Annotated in this window: 17 protein-coding genes; 10 read left to right on the forward strand and 7 right to left on the reverse strand. The window is 68.5% G+C overall.

Annotated features, from left to right (window positions below; all coding sequences use genetic code 11):
• Nucleotides 1–7 precede the first annotated feature (7 nt).
• Both AC1DXI_RS16275 and AC1DXI_RS16280 read right to left on the reverse strand, forming a co-directional pair.
• Complete coding sequence (locus AC1DXI_RS16275) at nt 8–820, reverse strand: ABC transporter permease (RefSeq protein ID WP_476939469.1); 813 nt, start codon at nt 818–820, stop codon at nt 8–10.
• Entirely contained in the window at nt 817–1785 is a 969-nt protein-coding gene (locus tag AC1DXI_RS16280) for an ABC transporter ATP-binding protein (RefSeq protein ID WP_476939470.1), read from the reverse strand. The genes AC1DXI_RS16275 and AC1DXI_RS16280 overlap by 4 nt, the downstream gene beginning before the upstream one ends.
• Before the next feature lie 106 nt (nt 1786–1891).
• Here AC1DXI_RS16280 and AC1DXI_RS16285 point away from each other — a divergent pair, with 106 nt between their 5' ends.
• The 7 genes from AC1DXI_RS16285 to AC1DXI_RS16315 all read left to right on the forward strand — a co-directional run bounded on the left by AC1DXI_RS16285 (nt 1892) and on the right by AC1DXI_RS16315 (nt 7837).
• Nucleotides 1892–2776 (forward strand): helix-turn-helix transcriptional regulator, encoded by an 885-nt coding sequence (locus tag AC1DXI_RS16285; RefSeq protein WP_476939471.1) that lies wholly within the window; start codon nt 1892–1894, stop codon nt 2774–2776.
• Entirely contained in the window at nt 2776–4239 is a 1464-nt protein-coding gene (gene sufB, locus AC1DXI_RS16290; protein WP_018772977.1) for a Fe-S cluster assembly protein SufB, read from the forward strand. The genes AC1DXI_RS16285 and sufB overlap by 1 nt, the downstream gene beginning before the upstream one ends.
• On the forward strand, nt 4239–5525 hold the full coding sequence (gene sufD, locus AC1DXI_RS16295; protein WP_476939472.1) for a Fe-S cluster assembly protein SufD: 1287 nt from the start codon (nt 4239–4241) through the stop codon (nt 5523–5525). Before sufB ends, sufD begins: the two co-directional genes overlap by 1 nt.
• A gap of 31 nt (nt 5526–5556) precedes the next feature.
• A complete protein-coding gene (locus tag AC1DXI_RS16300) occupies nt 5557–5916 on the forward strand; it encodes a non-heme iron oxygenase ferredoxin subunit (protein ID WP_026537380.1) in 360 nt (119 codons plus the stop codon).
• Between the two features lie 88 nt (nt 5917–6004).
• Nucleotides 6005–6802 (forward strand): Fe-S cluster assembly ATPase SufC, encoded by a 798-nt coding sequence (sufC, locus tag AC1DXI_RS16305; protein WP_026537381.1) that lies wholly within the window; start codon nt 6005–6007, stop codon nt 6800–6802.
• Nucleotides 6803–6815: 13 nt separating this feature from the next.
• On the forward strand, nt 6816–7148 hold the full coding sequence (locus AC1DXI_RS16310; RefSeq protein WP_018772973.1) for a metal-sulfur cluster assembly factor: 333 nt from the start codon (nt 6816–6818) through the stop codon (nt 7146–7148).
• Between the two features lie 92 nt (nt 7149–7240).
• A complete protein-coding gene (locus AC1DXI_RS16315) occupies nt 7241–7837 on the forward strand; it encodes a hypothetical protein (RefSeq protein ID WP_476939473.1) in 597 nt (198 codons plus the stop codon).
• Between the two features lie 29 nt (nt 7838–7866).
• Here the strand turns inward: AC1DXI_RS16315 and ypfJ are convergent, their stop codons facing one another.
• Complete coding sequence (ypfJ, locus tag AC1DXI_RS16320) at nt 7867–8754, reverse strand: KPN_02809 family neutral zinc metallopeptidase (protein WP_370121622.1); 888 nt, start codon at nt 8752–8754, stop codon at nt 7867–7869.
• 58 nt (nt 8755–8812) lie between these two features.
• Between ypfJ and AC1DXI_RS16325 the strand changes: the two genes are divergently transcribed.
• Nucleotides 8813–10213: a class I adenylate-forming enzyme family protein gene (locus tag AC1DXI_RS16325; RefSeq protein ID WP_476939474.1), complete on the forward strand. Its 1401-nt coding sequence runs from the start codon at nt 8813–8815 to the stop codon at nt 10211–10213.
• A gap of 49 nt (nt 10214–10262) precedes the next feature.
• Complete coding sequence (locus tag AC1DXI_RS16330) at nt 10263–11450, forward strand: thiolase family protein (protein ID WP_476939513.1); 1188 nt, start codon at nt 10263–10265, stop codon at nt 11448–11450.
• A 366-nt stretch (nt 11451–11816) separates the two neighbouring features.
• Here the strand turns inward: AC1DXI_RS16330 and AC1DXI_RS16335 are convergent, their stop codons facing one another.
• From AC1DXI_RS16335 to AC1DXI_RS16345, 3 genes are read right to left on the reverse strand one after another with little or no spacing between them, the layout of a single operon-like run.
• The gene (locus AC1DXI_RS16335; protein ID WP_476939475.1) at nt 11817–12449 is read right to left on the reverse strand and encodes an energy-coupling factor transporter transmembrane component T family protein; all 633 of its coding nucleotides are present in this window, start codon (nt 12447–12449) and stop codon (nt 11817–11819) included.
• Nucleotides 12446–13195, reverse strand: a complete 750-nt coding sequence (locus tag AC1DXI_RS16340; RefSeq protein ID WP_476939476.1) for an energy-coupling factor ABC transporter ATP-binding protein — start codon at nt 13193–13195, stop codon at nt 12446–12448. Before AC1DXI_RS16340 ends, AC1DXI_RS16335 begins: the two co-directional genes overlap by 4 nt.
• The gene (locus AC1DXI_RS16345; RefSeq protein WP_476939477.1) at nt 13192–13839 is read right to left on the reverse strand and encodes a biotin transporter BioY; all 648 of its coding nucleotides are present in this window, start codon (nt 13837–13839) and stop codon (nt 13192–13194) included. Before AC1DXI_RS16345 ends, AC1DXI_RS16340 begins: the two co-directional genes overlap by 4 nt.
• Before the next feature lie 314 nt (nt 13840–14153).
• On the opposite strand from AC1DXI_RS16345, the gene AC1DXI_RS16350 reads away from it, so the two are divergent.
• On the forward strand, nt 14154–15752 hold the full coding sequence (locus AC1DXI_RS16350) for an ABC-F family ATP-binding cassette domain-containing protein (protein WP_026538746.1): 1599 nt from the start codon (nt 14154–14156) through the stop codon (nt 15750–15752).
• A gap of 70 nt (nt 15753–15822) precedes the next feature.
• Here the strand turns inward: AC1DXI_RS16350 and AC1DXI_RS16355 are convergent, their stop codons facing one another.
• Complete coding sequence (locus tag AC1DXI_RS16355) at nt 15823–16302, reverse strand: YbaK/EbsC family protein (RefSeq protein WP_476939478.1); 480 nt, start codon at nt 16300–16302, stop codon at nt 15823–15825.
• Nucleotide 16303 lies beyond the last annotated feature (1 nt).

The raw sequence follows: 16303 nt of genomic DNA on the forward strand, positions 1-16303 counted from the left end.
AGTTTTCTCAATTCCACTTGAACCAACGGGTTGCTGCGCCGCCGGCGATCGCCGTCCAGAGCAGCAGGACAAGCACGGCGGCACCATTGACGCTGCCGTACAGGAAAGCATCCCTCAGCGCCTGGCCCAGCGCGCCGGAGGGGAGGAAATGCACCACGGCCTGGGCCAGCGCCGGGAGCCGTTCGGCCGGGATCACGATTCCGCCCAGGGCGCCAAGCAGGATCCAGAGCAGGTTGGTGATGGCCAGGGTCGCCTCCGGCCGGACCGTCCCGGCGACCAGCAGCCCGAGTGCCGTGAAGGCGGCGGCGCCGAGGACCAGGATGGCCAGCCCGGGCAGCCAGCCCGCGGGGTTGGGCTGCCATCCCAGCACCATGGCCACCGCGGTCACGATGAGCACCTGCAGGAACAGCACCGCCAGGACGGCCAGGACCTTCCCCGCGATCAGGCCGGTGCGGCCCAGGGGCGTCGTGGACAGAAAGCGCAGCACGCCGTAGCGGCGGTCGAAGCCGGTGGAGATGCCCTGCCCCGTGAAGGCCGTGGACATGGCGCACAGGGCCAGGATGCCGGGAACGGCGACGTTGATGCGGCTCGCACCAAGTCCGTCCAGCAGCGGCGTCACGGTCAGCCCGACCATGGCCAGCAGCGGCAGCACGATCGCGAGGATCAGCTGCTCGCCGTTCCTGAGCATGGTGACGGTTTCGTACTGCCCCTGCAGCAGGATGCGGCGCAGCAGGGAAGCGGGGGCGCTGCCATGAGAGGCAGGGGGCGCGCCGGCGCGGCGTGCGCTCTCCAGCGGGGCGCCACCTGTTACGCGTGTCATCGGATCTCCCTTCCGGAGATGTCCAAAAAGACGTCCTCGAGGCTGCGCGCTTCAAGGCTCAGGGAGCTGGGCATGATCCCGCGCTGGGCCCACCACGCGGTGATCGCGGCAAGGTCGGCGGGGGTCAGGGCTCCGGTCACGGCATAACTGCCGGCCCGCGCCTCGGTGACGTCGACGCCGTCGGGCAGCACGCCGGCGAAGTCAAGGCCGGGTTCGGTTTCGAAGAGCAAGGTGCGGATGTGCTGCGACGCGTCGCCGGCGGGGAGCTGGTGCCGCAGGAGCTGGGCGACGGTGCCTTCGGCGACGTTGCGGCCGGCGTCGATGATGTAGACGTAGTCCGCGAGGCGTTGGGCGTCGTCCATGAGGTGCGTCGTCAGGATGATGCCCATACCGCTGTTCCGCAGTTCGGAGATGAGATCGAAGACCATCTGGCGGGACTGCGGGTCCAGGCCCGCGCTGGGCTCGTCGAGGAACAGGACCTCCGGATTGCCGACCAGCGCCGCGGCCAGGGCGAGGCGCTGTTTCTGCCCGCCGGACAGGCGCCGCACGTTGGTGCGGCTGAAAGAGTCGATCCCCAGGCGTCCGATGAGTTCATCCACCGGCCAGGGGTCCTGGTACATGCCGGCGATGTGCCGCAGCAGGGGGATGGGCCGGGCCGACGGCGGCAGGCCGCCGTCCTGCAGCATCACCCCCACCCGGGCGCGGAGGCCCGCGCCGGCCGAATCCGGATCGTGGCCGAGTAGGCTGATGGCGCCGGCGGTGCGCTTTTGCAGCCCCTGGGCGCATTCGATGGTGGTGGTCTTGCCCGCGCCATTGGCGCCGAGCAGGGCCGTGACCTGGCCGCGTTCGGCGATGAGGGAGAGGCCGCTGACCACGCGCAGCATCTTGCCGTCGAGGGTGGGCAGTGGACCAACATCCTTGACAAGCCCGTTGATGGTCAGAACGGGGGATTCGGAAGATCGCACCACAGCATTCTACGCGATGTAGTACGCCGGCTCCCCGGAGGGGCTGGTCCCGCAGGCAAGCCATGCCTTACTGGAATGCCGGACTAAATTACGACATGATTGTGTTGTGTATTCCATGAGCCCCTCTGTGTCCGGAGCCGCTGCGTCCGCAGTCCCGTCCGGCCGCGGCGCCGCGCGCGTCGGGTCCGCCCGGGCACACGTGGCGGCCGTTCCGGACGTCGTTCCCGCGGCGGCCGGCACCCACACGCACGACGCCGAAGAGCGCACCCGTGACCGCGTCCTGAACGCGGTGCTGGAGCATGGACCCATCAGCGCAGCCGAACTCGGCGACCTCCTGGGCTTCACCCCGGCAGCCGTGCGCCGCCACCTGGACCACCTCGCGCGCAGCGGAGTGATTGAGGTCAAGCGGGTTGCCCGCGCCGGTGCCGGCGCCGGACGGCCCGCCCGCCGCTACGTCCTGAGCTCCCAGGGCCAGTCGAACCTGGGCAACGACTACCTCGACATCGCCTCCGTGGCGCTGCGCCGCCTGGGCGAGGCGGCCGGCCCCGAGGCCGTGCGCCAATTCGCCGTCGAGCGGTTCGCCGACATGGAGCGCCGCTACGCACCGGAGATCGAGCAGGCCGGACCGGACATCACCGCCCGCGCCCAGGCTCTCTCCGCGGCCCTGAGCCGCGACGGGTTCGTGGCGTCGGCGCAGTCGATCGAAGCCAAGGCTCCGCTCCCGGCCGCGCTCTCCAGCGTCCAGCTCTGCCAGGGGCACTGCCCCATCCAGCACCTGGCTGCCCAGTTCCCCGTGTTCTGCGACGTGGAGACCGAAGTGTTCTCCCGGCTGGTCGGCGTCGACGTGCGCCGGCTGTCCACCCTGGCGCGCGGCGGGCACGTCTGCACCACCCACATACCTACGGGCCGTCCGGCCGCCGTCGGGACTCCCAGTCCCGCAGCACCGGTCAACCCGGACGAAGTATCCAACCATCTCCAAGAAAGGCCGTGATGACGGACCAACTATCAGAGAAGAAGGTTGCTGACTCTACTGTGATTTCGGAGATTCTGGAAAAGAATCCCGAGCTCCACGGAATCGGCACCTATGAGTACGGCTGGGCCGACAAGAACGACGTCGGGGCCAACGCCCGCCGCGGCATCGATGAAGACGTTGTCCGCGACATTTCGGCCAAGAAGAACGAACCGGAATGGATGCTCGACCTCCGGCTCAAGGGCCTGAAGTACTTCGACCGCAAGCCCATGCCCACCTGGGGCGCGGACCTGTCCGGCATCGACTTCGACAACATCAAGTACTTCGTGCGCTCCACCGAGAAGCAGGCCGCAACCTGGGAAGACCTGCCCGAGGACATCCGGAACACCTACGAGAAGCTGGGCATCCCGGAAGCCGAGCGCAGCCGCCTCGTCTCCGGCGTCGCCGCCCAGTACGAGTCTGAAGTGGTCTACCACCAGATCCGCGAGGACCTGGAACAGCAGGGCGTCATCTTCCTGGACACGGACACCGCGCTGCGCGAGCACCCGGAGATCTTCCAGGAGTACTTCGGCACCATCATCCCGGTGGGCGACAACAAGTTCGCGTCGCTGAACACGGCCGTCTGGTCCGGCGGTTCCTTCGTGTACGTGCCCAAGGGCGTCCACGTGGACATCCCGCTGCAGGCCTACTTCCGTATCAACACGGAAAATATGGGCCAGTTCGAGCGCACGCTGATCATCGCGGACGAGGACTCCTACGTCCACTACATCGAAGGCTGCACCGCGCCGATCTACACCTCGGACTCGCTGCACTCCGCCGTCGTGGAAATCATCGTGAAGAAGGGCGCCCGCGTCCGCTACACGACCATCCAGAACTGGTCCACCAACGTGTACAACCTGGTCACCAAGCGCGCCATCTGCGAAGAGGGCGCCACCATGGAGTGGATCGATGGCAACATCGGCTCCAAGGTCACCATGAAGTACCCGGCCGTCTACCTCGTGGGCGAAGGCGCCAAGGGCGAGACCCTGTCCATCGCGTTCGCCGGCGAAGGCCAGCACCAGGACACCGGCTCCAAGATGGTCCACATCGCGCCCAACACCAAGAGCTCGATCATCTCCAAGTCCGTGGCCCGCGGCGGCGGCCGTGCCGCCTACCGCGGCCTGGTCCAGGTCCGCGAAGGCGCCAAGCACTCGGCCAACACGGTCCGCTGCGACGCGCTCCTGGTGGACACCATCAGCCGGTCGGACACCTACCCGTACATCGACATCCGCGAGGACGACGTCACGATGGGCCACGAGGCTACGGTCTCGCGGGTCAGCGAAGAGCAGTTGTTCTACCTGATGTCCCGCGGCATGCGCGAAGACGAGGCCATGGCGATGATCGTCCGCGGCTTCATCGAGCCGATTGCCCGCGAACTGCCGATGGAATACGCCCTCGAGCTGAACCGACTGATTGAACTGCAGATGGAAGGATCGGTCGGTTAATGACTGACATCACTACTGAAAAGGCCCGCATCGGCGCGCCCTCAGCCCAGCCGTTCATCAACGGCTTCACCGAGGAAGGCGAAAGCCTCTCACCGCTGAACGCCGCTGAGTCCAAGGCGCCCCTGGCCGGCGAAGCCGTCAAGCGCCACTCGCACGGCGGCGGCGTCGGCGTACCGGACAGCTCACGCGCCGGCCGCCTGACCTCCTACAAGCTGGCGGACTTCAAACCGCTGACCGGCATGGAGGAGGACTGGCGCTTCACCCCGCTCAAGCGCCTCCGCGGCCTGCACACCGAAGTCCTCACCGGTGCGGCACCGGCCGTGGGCGTCACCGCTCCGGACAGCGTCAAGGTCGAGACCGTCGGCCGCGACGACCGCCGGATCGGCTCCGCCGCCATCCCTGAGGACCGCGTCTCCGCGAACGCCTGGGAGAACTTCACCGAGGCCACCGTCATCACGGTCCCGTCCGAGGTCCAGGTGGACGGCGAGGTCAGCGTGCTGCTGACCGGCCAGGGCACCGACGCTTCGGCGCAGCACGTCGTGATCGTCGCGGAAAAGTTCTCCAAATCCGTCGTCGTCCTGGACCACCAGGGCACCGCCGTCGTCTCGGAAAACATTGAAATCCTCGTTGAGGACGGCGCGCAGCTGACCGTCATCTCGCTCCAGGAATGGAACGACGACGCCGTGCACGCCTCCTCCCAGCAGGCGAAGCTCGGCCGCGACGCGAAGTTCAAGCACATCGTGGTCAGCCTCGGCGGCGACCTCGTGCGCGTCACGCCCTCGGCACGCTTCACCGCCCCGGGCGCCGAAGTGGAATTGTTCGGCCTGTACTTCGCCGACGCCGGCCAGCACCTCGAGCAGCGCCTGTTCGTGGACCACGCCGTGGCCAACTGCAAGTCCAACGTCCTGTACAAGGGCGCCCTGCAGGGCCGCAACGCGCACACCGTGTGGGTCGGCGACGTTCTGATCCGCAAGGAAGCAGAAGGAACCGACACCTACGAGGCCAACCGCAACCTGGTCCTGACCGACGGTGCCCGCGCCGATTCCGTGCCGAACCTTGAGATCGAGACCGGCCTGATCGCCGGCGCCGGCCACGCCAGCGCCACCGGACGATTCGATGACCAGCACCTGTTCTACCTGATGGCCCGTGGCATCCCGGAAGAGGTGGCCCGCCGCCTGGTGGTCCGCGGGTTCCTGAACGAGATCATCCAGAAGATCAACGTTCCGGCCATCGAAGAGCGCCTCACGGAAGCCGTCGAGCGCGAACTCGCGGCGACCAACCACTAGTGCCCAGCACTAGAGAACACGGACTACATCAATGACTGAACAGCCAAAGGGCGAGCTGGTCTGCAACGCCAGCGAGATCCAACTCAAGCAGGCGCTGCGGATCCTGATCGACGACTACCCGGTAGCGATCGTGAAGGACTCGATGGGGGAGATCCACGCCATCGGCGACACCTGCTCGCACGCGGACATCTCCCTCTCCGAAGGGGAGGTCGAAGGCTGCAAGATCGAGTGCTGGGGCCACGGATCCCAGTTCGACCTGCGCAGCGGCGAGCCGCTCCAGCTGCCAGCCTATGATCCTGTTCCCGTGTTTGCCGTGACCGTCGTGGATGACGAGGTCTACGTGGACTTCACCAACGTCCTGAACGGCGCCGAGGCTCCAAACTTCAGCTAGCTGCCTGCAGCCGGCAACCCGCACAAGAAAACTTATCGCCAAGAAAACGCACAGTGCCGAGGGCACGGTGCAGAGGAGAACAAGACACATGTCGACTCTTGAGATCAAGGACCTGCACGTCAGCATTGACACCGAGCAGGGCACCAAGGAAATCCTGAAGGGCGTCAGCCTGACCATCAGGACCGGCGAGACGCACGCCATCATGGGCCCCAACGGTTCCGGCAAGTCCACGCTGGCGTCCACCATCGCCGGGCACCCGCGCTATAACGTCACCTCCGGCACGATCACCCTCGACGGTGAAGACGTCCTCGCCATGAGCGTCGACGAGCGTGCCCGCGCCGGCCTGTTCCTTGCCATGCAGTACCCCGTCGAGGTCCCGGGCGTGAGCATGACCAACTTCCTGCGCACTGCCAAGACCGCGATCGACGGCGAAGCCCCCAAGCTGCGCACGTGGACCAAGGACGTCAAGGCTGCCATGGCGCAGCTGCGCATCGACGCCGACTTCACCCAGCGCAACGTCAACGAAGGCTTCTCCGGCGGCGAGAAGAAGCGCGTCGAGATCCTCCAGCTCGAGCTCTTCAAGCCGAAGTTCGCCATCCTCGACGAGACCGACTCCGGCCTGGACGTCGACGCGCTCAAGGTTGTCTCCGAGGGCGTCAACCGCGCGCACGGCGAAGGCAACATGGGCACCCTGCTCATCACGCACTACACCCGGATCCTGCGCTACATCAAGCCGGACTTCGTGCACGTGTTCGTCGATGGCCAGGTTGTGGAAGAGGGCGGCCCGGAGCTCGCCGACCGCCTCGAAGACGAAGGCTACGACCGCTACGCCACCGGCGCAGGGGCGGCCACCATCGCTGCCGCCTCGGCTGCAGCCCAGGCGTAGTTAGGACTCCGCAATGACCGAACTCAATGTGGCCCGCACGGGCCTCGAGGATGTCGAAGAGGCGCTCAAGGATGTGATCGACCCGGAACTCGGGGTCAACATCGTTGACCTGGGCCTGCTGTACGGTCTGAAGTACTCGGACGACGACGGCGCCCTGCTCATCGACATGACGCTCACCACCGCCGCCTGCCCGCTCACCGACGTGATCGAGGAGCAGGTCGGCAAGGCCCTGGACGGGATCGTCGACGACTGGCGGCTCAACTGGGTGTGGATGCCGCCATGGGGTCCGGAACGGATCACCGAGGACGGCCGCGACCAGATGCGCGCCCTGGGCTTCAACATCTAGATCCGCACACATAGCATGACCGCACGGCGGGCCGGCATGGCCCGGACCGCGTACGACGGCGGCCCCACCTCAWTGAGGTGGGGCMCACGGATATGGATGCCACTCCACCGCCACGGCCCTCCGGTGCCAGCGGGGACTTCGTGGTTGTCGAGGACAGCGGCGAGTTCTCCTACTACCGCTCCCGGGACGCCCTCCTGGCCGACTTCGAATATGTCGGCGAAGCTCCGTGCATCATTGACCGCGGCGCCACCACGTACCGGCTCGAGCTGGACAAGAACCGCCACCTGCGCATGGGACCGCCCTTGGGATCCGTGGAGTTCCACTGGCTGCGCCAGGCCCTCGCCGAGGCACGCGACGTGCATCCCGAGTCTCACCGGCTGCAACGTGTTGATCCCGTCGGGCTCGCCGGGCTCGTGGCCGGCCTGTTCGAAACCCTGCAGCTGGAGCGCGGAACCGATGTCGAGCTGGGGCTTTGGAGCCTGGACATCGACGGTCTGGCGACGCGGCGCAATGCGCTGGCCGACGTCGACCGCCTCCTGGCCGGAAACAACCGGCTGGACACGGTCCTGGTGACCGACCCGTTCGGGCACCAGTACCGCCCGGTGTGGCACCCCAAGCACCGGCACCTGGGCCATGCCGGATTCTTCAGCTATGTCGAGGTCCCGGCCCGGCGCCGGCCCCGCGGGTGAGGCCCGGGATTGGGGCTAGAGCAGTGGGGCTAGGGCGTTGCCACCGCGAACGTGTCGCACTTGTTGATGTCCCCGGTGGTGTACCCCTGATAGAACCACTTCTGCCGCTGAGCACTTGACCCGTGGGTCCATGCCTCCGGTGAGACGCGGCCCGTGGCGGCCTTCTGGATGCGGTCATCGCCGACGGCCGAGGCCGCCGACAGGGCGTCCTTCACATCCTGGTCAGTGAAGGGTTCGAGGTAGGGCTGGCCGGTCTTGGGATCTGCCTGCGTCGTCGCATAGTGGGCCCACAGCCCTGCGTAGCAGTCGGCCTGGAGCTCAACCCGGACACCACCGGAACCGGGGCCCTGGGGGTCCTGTTGTGCCCGGTCGAGGTCGCCAAGCAGGTTCTGGACGTGGTGGCCGAATTCGTGGGCAACCACATACTCCTGCGCCAGGGGGCCGCCGGAGGAGCCAAACCGGTCCACGAGTTCCTGGAAGAAGCCGGGATCGAAGTATGCCGTGGTGTCGACGGGGCAGTAGAACGGCCCCACGTCCGAGGTGGCGGCGCCGCAGCCGGTGTTGGTTCCGCCGGTGAAGATCACCGCCTTCGGCCGCGGGTACTTGGTGTTGTACTGGGCCAGATAGGCCGGCCAGAAGGCGTTCAGGCTGTTGACCGTGCCGGTGATCCTGCAGTCGAGGCGGGCGTCGGCGTCGGCGCCGGTCTGGCAGGCGGGGGCAGAGCCCTGGCTCTGCGTCTGGGGGTCCTGGACGGTGCCGGCCAGACCCTCGAGAAGCTGGGGATTGATGCCAAAGAGGGCTGCCAGCAGCAGGATGATGCCGCCGCCGATCCCGCCGCCGATCATCGGGCCGCGGCCCATCCCGCGGCGGTCCTGGACCTGCGACGGATCCAGTGGGGCGTTGTCGTTAAAGCTCATGGAGTCACAATATCCCGCACAGGCCGCGGCCGCGGCCAGCAACGGTAAAGTTGGTTCGATGCCTTTTCTCGACAGACTCCAGCGCTGGGCCGATGACCGTCCCGACGACACAGCCGTCGTCGTTGCCGGAGCGCACCTCAGCTGGTCCGGCCTGCGGGACGCAGCGGCAGCCCTGGTGCCCGTGGCGCCCGCCATCACCGTGCTGTCCGAACAAAATTCGACCCGCTTCGCCGTAGCGTTCGCCGCGGCCGTCGCTGGTGAGCGGCAGTGCGCCGTGCTGGACCCGGCCTGGCCGCAGCAACTCCAGGACGGCATCACCGCCCGCATCGCCGGGACGGAAACGGGGCCGGCGCATGCACTTCCCGGGCTGGTTGACGGGCCGCCTGACACCTCGTTCCTGATCGGCCTGACCTCCGGCACCACCTCGGTACCCAAGGCGTTCACCCGCTCGCGGCGGTCCTGGCAGGAATCGTTCGAGGCCTCCATCGAGTTCTTCGGACTGACGCAGGACGACAAGTCTTTGGCTCCCGGACCGCTCGCGGCAAGCCTGAACCTCTACGCCCTCGCCGAATGCCTGTATGCCGGCGCGGAGTTCCACAGCCTGTACCACTTCGACGTCGGCGCCGCCCACGCGGCCGTCAGCCACGACGGCATCACCCGTCTGGTCCTGGTGCCCACCATGCTCCGGCTGCTCAGCGAGCGTGGCCTGGCCGGCGGGGTCGATGCCTCCGGCATCCGCAGCATCATCTGCGCCGGTTCCAAGCTGGACGCCCGGACGCTGGAGGCGGCCCGGCGCTGGGCCCCCAACGCGACCATTTTCGAGTACTACGGCGCCTCCGAGCTCAGCTTCGTCTCGGGCGCCGGGTTGCGTCCGGGCGAACCCGTTGAGCCGGGCGGGACCGGCATCGGGAAGCCATTTCCCGGCGTCGACATCCGCATCCTCGACGACGGCGGCGCCGAACTCCCGGACGGCAGCGACGGCAACATCTGCGTCCGCAGCGGCATGGTCAGCAACGGCTACCTGTGGGGTGACGACGGCCAGGCGCTGCGCTGCTTCGACGGCTGGTACACCGTGGGGGACCAAGGCTACCTCTCCGGCGGGACCCTTCACATGCTCGGCCGCCGCTCCGACATGATCATCACCGCCGGCACCAACGTCTACCCGCATGAGGTGGAGATGGCGCTGGCCTCCGTCCCGGGCGTCGCGGCGGCCGTGGCGGCCGGCATGGTTGACGATCTCCGCGGCCAGCGCGTCGTGGCGGGCGTCGTGCCCTCGCACGGGGCGGTCACCGCCACCCAGCTGCGGTCCGGGATCGACGATGTGCTGGCACGGAACAAGCGCCCCCTTGAGTACTTCGTGCTGACGGAGCTGCCCCTGACGGACCGCGGCAAAATCAGCCGGCAGCTGCTGCTGGACTGGGTAGCCCGAAACGATCCCAGGATCCGGCGTCTTGGCTGAGCCGCGCGCGGGCACAGGGCCTTCTTCCCCCGGGCAGCCATTCCCCGGACTGTCCTTCCCCGGGCTGCTGCCGGAGGACAGGCAGCCGGTGATCATCGCCGCGCGCCGGACACCGCTGTGCCGGGCCAACGGGGCCCTGAAGAAGCTCCGCGCCCACGAACTCCTGGCTCCGGTGCTCCGCAGCCTGCTCGCCGATGCCGGCGCCGCGCTGGACTCCGTGACCGACGTCGTGATCGGCAACGCCGTGGGCGGCGGCGGAAACGTGGCCCGGCTCGCCGCGCTGGAGGCCGGCCTGCCCGTCACCGTCCCCGGCGTCACCGTGGACCGGCAATGTGGCTCCGGTTTGGACGCGATCGTCCTGGCCTCCCGGCTGGTCGCGGCGGGCGGCGGCTGCCTGTACCTCGCAGGCGGCGTGGAGAGCATCAGCACGGCTCCGCTCCGGGCCCACCGCAACGACGACGGCAGCCCGGACTTTTACAGCCGGGCCCAGTTCGCGCCGCTGAGCTTCGGCGATCCCGACATGGGGGTGGCGGCCGAGAACGTCGCCGGCCGTTACGGCATCAGCCGGGAACGCCAGGACGCCTTCGCGCTCCGCAGCCACCACCGTGCCCTGGCCGCAGCGGCCGCCGGGAAGTTCGACGGCGAAATCGTGCCCCTCGCCGCCGGCCCCGGGGCGTCCGCGGCAGCCGACGACGGGCCGCGGCCGAGCCTTGGCGCGGCCCTGATGGCCCGTTTCCCGCCCGCTTTTGCCAGCGGCGGCACGGTCACGGCCGGGAACTCCTGCTTCGACGCCGACGGTGCCGCCGCCGTCGTCATCACGTCCCTGGAACGGGCCCGGCAGCTGGGCGCCGCGGACGGGTTGCTGGTCCTGGGAACCGACACCGCCGGGGTGGCGCCGCAGCTGCTGGGCATCGGCGCGGCCGCGGCGGCCGGACGCCTCCTGGCGGCACACGGTTTGACGGCCGCGGACGTGGGCTTGGTGGAATTCAACGAGGCCTTCGCCGCCCAGACGCTCGCGTGCTTTGACCAGTTGGGCATCGACCCGGAGCGGGCCAACCTCGACGGCGGCGCCCTGGCTCTCGGTCACGCCTATGGAGCTTCAGGCGCCGTGCTGGTCACCCGGCTGCTGGCCCAGGCCCGCAGGTTCCCGGAGCAGGGGCAGCTTGCCCTGGCGATGATCAGCATCGCAGGCGGCATGGGCACGGCCGCACTGCTGGGGTACGCGCACCTCACGTAACCCCGCCGGGGGACATGCCCCGCCCTGGCACCGTCAAAGGTACATGGCCAGGCAAGCCACCGGAAGGGGACATGCCCAGTCCCTGGCGCGAGGAATGGACATATGGGCCACATGTCCACTGGCTGCGGGCAGGGGAGGGCATGTCCATCTGCCCGGTGCGGACATCCCCTGCCCTGGTCCCGGCGAAGGGACATGTCCAGGCCGGGCGCAGGGGAAGGACATGCCCGTGCCCGGCGCCGGAGGGGGACATGTCCAGCACTGGGCGCGGGGAGTGGACATATGGGCCACATGTCCACTGGCTGCGGTCAACGGAGGGCATGTCCACTGGGGGAGGCCGCGGAGCCGGGGTGCGGGTGTCCGAGGTGCCTAGTCCTCCGGGTCCTCCGGCTCGCCCAGTCCACGGGCGGCGAGGGCTTCGCCGGTCTGCCGGGCGAAGGCCACCGTGCTGATGAAGACGGGCAACACAAGAGCACGCGGGTTGCGTTCGAGTCCGCGGGCCCGGGCCGAGTCGCGCACGTCCGTGTAGGCCTGGGCAACGAACGGGATGCTGCGGAGCATGATGGCGATGGTCAGGGCGAAGCGTTCCGGGTCCGCACCGAAGCGCCGGAATGGCCGGGCCAGCGATGCCACACCGTCGAGGAGTGCCTGCACAGGGGTGGTGGCGGTCAGGATTGAGGCCGCGACCACGCAGACCAGGACGTTCAGCACGATCCGGGCGGCGGTCGGTGCGCCCAGCTGCCACCACTGGAAGAGCCCGATCGCCACGAGTACCGGAAGGACCGGACGCACCGCGCGAAACAGCCGGGCAGGGCCGGCCCCGCTGAGCAGGAACAGTCCGCAGAGCAGCACCAGCATGGCGGCCGACACGGCCCAGTCTGCGATCAGGAACGACGTCATTCCGCACCCAACGACCAGCAGGAACTTCAGCCACAGCGGCGCCCGGTGGACCATGGACGAGCCCGGCACATACGCCGCCAGCAGGAAGCCGTGGCCGCTCACGCCTGCTCCAGCCGGCCGCCCGCAGGTCCGCCGGCCGAGGGCAGGCCCGCCGCGCTCAGGGCGCGGTAATGCGCGACGGCGGCCGCCGGTTCGCCGTCGAACACCACCTTCCCGGCGTCCACCACCAGGACGCGGTCCATGTCCCGGGCCAGGTCAAGGTCGTGGGTGGACAGAATCACCTGCTGGCGGAGCCCGGCGAGAGTGCGCCGCAGGAGTTCGCGGTTGCGCAGGTCCAGCAGCGTGGACGGCTCGTCCAGGACCAGCACCTCCGGCTCGACGGCAAGGACCGCGGCCAGCGCCAGGAGCTGGCGTTCGCCACCGGAGAGCTCATAGATGCTCTGGTCCGCCAGCGGCAGGAGGCCGAACCGTTCCAGCACCGACTCCGCGTGGACCCGGCGCGCAGTGGCGTTACGGATGGAGCGGCGCAGGGACAGTTCCACATCCTCGCGTCCGGTGGGCATGACGAGCTGGGAGAGCGGATCGGTGAAGACAAAGCCCACCCGGCGGCGGACCTCCCGGACGGCCCGGACGGTATCGGCGCCGTCGATTCTCACGGTGCCGCCGCTGGGTGCCACGAGCCCGTTCAGGAGCCGCAGGAGGGTGGACTTGCCCGAGCCGTTGGCCCCGATAACCCCGATCCGCCGTTCCGTGAGGTCGAGCGAGAGCTCCTGGAGCAGCGTCTTGGGGGCGGGGCGGCCGTCCACCGGCACCCGCACCGAAACACGGTCCAGGACGATGATGCTCACGGGCGGGGGTCAACCGTCCGGACGCGGCGCAGCAGCAGGTCCGGGAAGGCCTTGTGCAGGGCCAAAGCGATGCTGACGGCCAGGACGTTCTTGATGATGTCGCCGGGGTAGAACACGAGATCGGCCAGGAAGGCTTTGGAGAAGTCCAGCTTGGCGTTGACCATCATGCCCAGGATGCCCAGGCCGTGGATGAAGATGATGCTGCCCACCATCGCGGCGGCGAACAGGAGGATGGCGCGCAGCCTGCCGGTGCGGTTGGCGGTGCGTTTGAGGACGACGACGGTCAGCCAGCCGACGGCCGTGGCGGCCAGCAGGAACCCGATGATGTAGCCTGCGGAGGGGCCGGCGAGCACGCCGAGCCCGCTGCGGCCGCCGCTGAAGATCGGCAGGCCCGCGAAGCCCAGCAGCAGGTAGAGGCCGACGGCGGCGAAGGCCCGGCCCGGGCCGAGGGCCAGGCCCGTGAGCATGACGGCGAGGGTCTGCAGCGTGATGGGGACGCCGAGCCCGCCGACGGGGATGGCGGCGATCAGGGCAGAAGCGGCCACAAGGGCGGCGAAGACGGCGATGAGGCCAAGGTCGGTGGCATTCCAGCGGCCCCGGCGGCGCGGGGTCCTGGCGGTGGCGGGACGGTCGGTTTGCGTCATGATGTTCCTGTCGGGGTGCTGCGGCGGAAATATGGACTGTGATATCGACTGTACGGTCGCGGCGGAGACGGTTTTTTGTAGGCGCCCCACTAACCGTCGGCCCGGAAGCTGGAGGGCGCCGCCAATGAACACCGCCAACAGGCCGGCCAGCATCGCGACGGCGGCTGGCCACTGCCAAAGGTGCCCATGTCAGGGAGCCGGGGCAGTGCCGGTAGACTTGGGGAGGCCGTGCTCTCGCACCGCCCTGCCCCGGCCCCGCCCAGACTCCACCCGTTGTGCCGCGGCATTCCCTGTTGTGAAAGGCCTTAGCTGCATTGATTACCGTCCAGGATCTCGAACTGCGCGCCGGCGCCCGCCTCCTCATGGACCAGGTGAGCTTCCGGATCGACAAGGGAGACAAGATCGGTCTGGTCGGCCGTAACGGTGCAGGCAAGACAACGCTGACCCGGGTGCTCGCGGGCGAGGGCCTGCCCGCCGCCGGCAAGGTAACCCGCAGCGGCGAAATCGGCTACCTGCCGCAGGATCCGCGCACCCCGGACATGGAGCAGCTCGCGCGGGACCGGATCCTGTCCGTCCGCGGCCTGGACATTGCCGTGGGCAAGCTCCGTGTGGCGCACGAAGAGATGGCCAGCGAGGACCCCGCGGTCCAGCGCAAGGCGATGAACCGCTATGACCGGCTGGAATCCGAGTTTCTGGCCGCCGGCGGTTATGCCGCGGAAGCCGAGGCGGCAGCGATCTGCTCGAACCTCGCCCTGCCGGACCGGCTGCTGAACCAGCCGCTCAAGACCCTGTCCGGTGGACAGCGGCGCCGTGTGGAGCTGGCGCGCATCCTCTACTCGGATGCCGAAACCATGCTCCTCGATGAGCCCACCAACCACCTCGACGCCGATTCCATCTCCTGGCTCCGCGAGTTCCTCAAGAACCACCAGGGCGGGCTGATCGTCATCAGCCACGACACCGAGCTGCTTGAAGCGACCGTCAACAAGGTCTTCCTCCTCGATCCCAACCGCGCCCAGATCGACTTCTACAACATGGACTGGAAGCGCTACCTCACGCAGCGCGAAACCGACGAGCGCGCCCGCAAGCGTGAGCGGGCCAACGCGGAGAAGAAGGCCCAGGTCCTCATCGACCAGGCCAACAAAATGCGCGCCAAGGCCACCAAGGCCGTTGCCGCCCAGAACATGGCCAAGCGTGCCGAACGCCTGCTCGGCGGCCTCGAAGCCGTGCGCGCGACCGACCGCGTGGCGGCACTGCGCTTCCCGGATCCGTCACCCTGCGGCAAGACCCCGCTCACCGCGGACGGCCTCAGCAAGTCTTACGGCTCGCTGGAGATCTTCACCGACGTCGACCTTGCCATCGACCGCGGTTCCAAGGTGGTCATCCTGGGCCTCAACGGCGCCGGCAAGACCACGCTGCTGCGGATGCTGGCCGGCGTCGACAAGCCGGACACCGGCGAGGTCGTTGCGGGCCACGGCCTGAAGGTGGGCTACTACGCGCAGGAGCACGAGACGCTCGACGTGGACCGCACCGTCCTGCAGAACATGCGCTCCTCCGCCCCGGACATGAACGACGCGGAAGTCCGCAACATCCTGGGCTCGTTCCTGTTCTCAGGCGACGACGTCGACAAGCCCGCCGGTGTGCTCTCCGGCGGCGAGAAGACCCGGCTGGCGCTGGCCACCATCGTGGCCTCGAGCGCGAACGTGCTGCTCCTCGATGAGCCCACCAACAACCTCGACCCCGCCAGCCGCGCGGAAATCCTCGGGGCCCTGAGCAACTACACCGGCGCCGTCGTCCTCGTGAGCCACGATGAGGGCGCCGTCGAGGCGCTCAACCCGGAGCGCGTCGTGCTGCTTCCCGACGGCATCGAGGACCACTGGAACGAAGACTACCTGGACCTCATCACGCTGGCGTAAGCCACCGAGCTGACTCGCAGCAAAGGCCGTCGTGAGCGCTCACGGCGGCCTTTGCTGCGAGTCAGCCGGGTCAGCGGACCGGCATCTCTTTCGCGGCCGTGATCCGGTGCAGGTCCTCGTAGCTGATGGAGAACATCGAGTTGTGGTCCCCTGCCCCTGCCCAGAGCACCCGGTGGGCCGACAGCGACTCGTCCAGCAGGGTCCGGATCTTCTTCGGGTGGCCTACCGGGGCGACCCCGCCTACCTCCTGGCCGGTGTGCGCCAGGACGAACTCGGGGGAGGCCCGGCGGATCTTGCCCGCGCCCAGCCGGTCTGCGACCTTGCGGACGTCCACCTTGGCCGCGCCGCTGGCCAGGATGAGCAGCGGGGTGCCCTCGAGGTCGAACACCAGGCTGTTGGTGATCGCCGCGACGTCGCAGCCCAGCGCGGCGGCCGCCGCTGCCGCCGTCGGGACTTTTGAATCGAACACTGTGACGGTGTCTTGGGCGCCCAGGGCGGTGAGGGCACGCTTGACGTTTGCCACCGGTCGGGGATATGCCTCAGGACTCATC

Source organism: Arthrobacter sp. P1_H7 (assembly GCF_056405215.1).

Coding starts and splice junctions, on each gene's coding strand:
- ypfJ (WP_370121622.1), bottom strand. CDS start 8,754: ATGAGCTTTAACGACAACGCCCCACTGGATCCGTCGCAGGTCCAGGAC.
- AC1DXI_RS16325 (WP_476939474.1), top strand. CDS start 8,813: ATGCCTTTTCTCGACAGACTCCAGCGCTGGGCCGATGACCGTCCCGAC.
- sufD (WP_476939472.1), top strand. CDS start 4,239: ATGACTGACATCACTACTGAAAAGGCCCGCATCGGCGCGCCCTCAGCC.
- sufB (WP_018772977.1), top strand. CDS start 2,776: ATGACGGACCAACTATCAGAGAAGAAGGTTGCTGACTCTACTGTGATT.
- AC1DXI_RS16275 (WP_476939469.1), bottom strand. CDS start 820: ATGACACGCGTAACAGGTGGCGCCCCGCTGGAGAGCGCACGCCGCGCC.
- AC1DXI_RS16345 (WP_476939477.1), bottom strand. CDS start 13,839: ATGACGCAAACCGACCGTCCCGCCACCGCCAGGACCCCGCGCCGCCGG.
- AC1DXI_RS16315 (WP_476939473.1), top strand. CDS start 7,241: ATGGATGCCACTCCACCGCCACGGCCCTCCGGTGCCAGCGGGGACTTC.
- AC1DXI_RS16355 (WP_476939478.1), bottom strand. CDS start 16,302: ATGAGTCCTGAGGCATATCCCCGACCGGTGGCAAACGTCAAGCGTGCC.
- sufC (WP_026537381.1), top strand. CDS start 6,005: ATGTCGACTCTTGAGATCAAGGACCTGCACGTCAGCATTGACACCGAG.
- AC1DXI_RS16310 (WP_018772973.1), top strand. CDS start 6,816: ATGACCGAACTCAATGTGGCCCGCACGGGCCTCGAGGATGTCGAAGAG.
- AC1DXI_RS16300 (WP_026537380.1), top strand. CDS start 5,557: ATGACTGAACAGCCAAAGGGCGAGCTGGTCTGCAACGCCAGCGAGATC.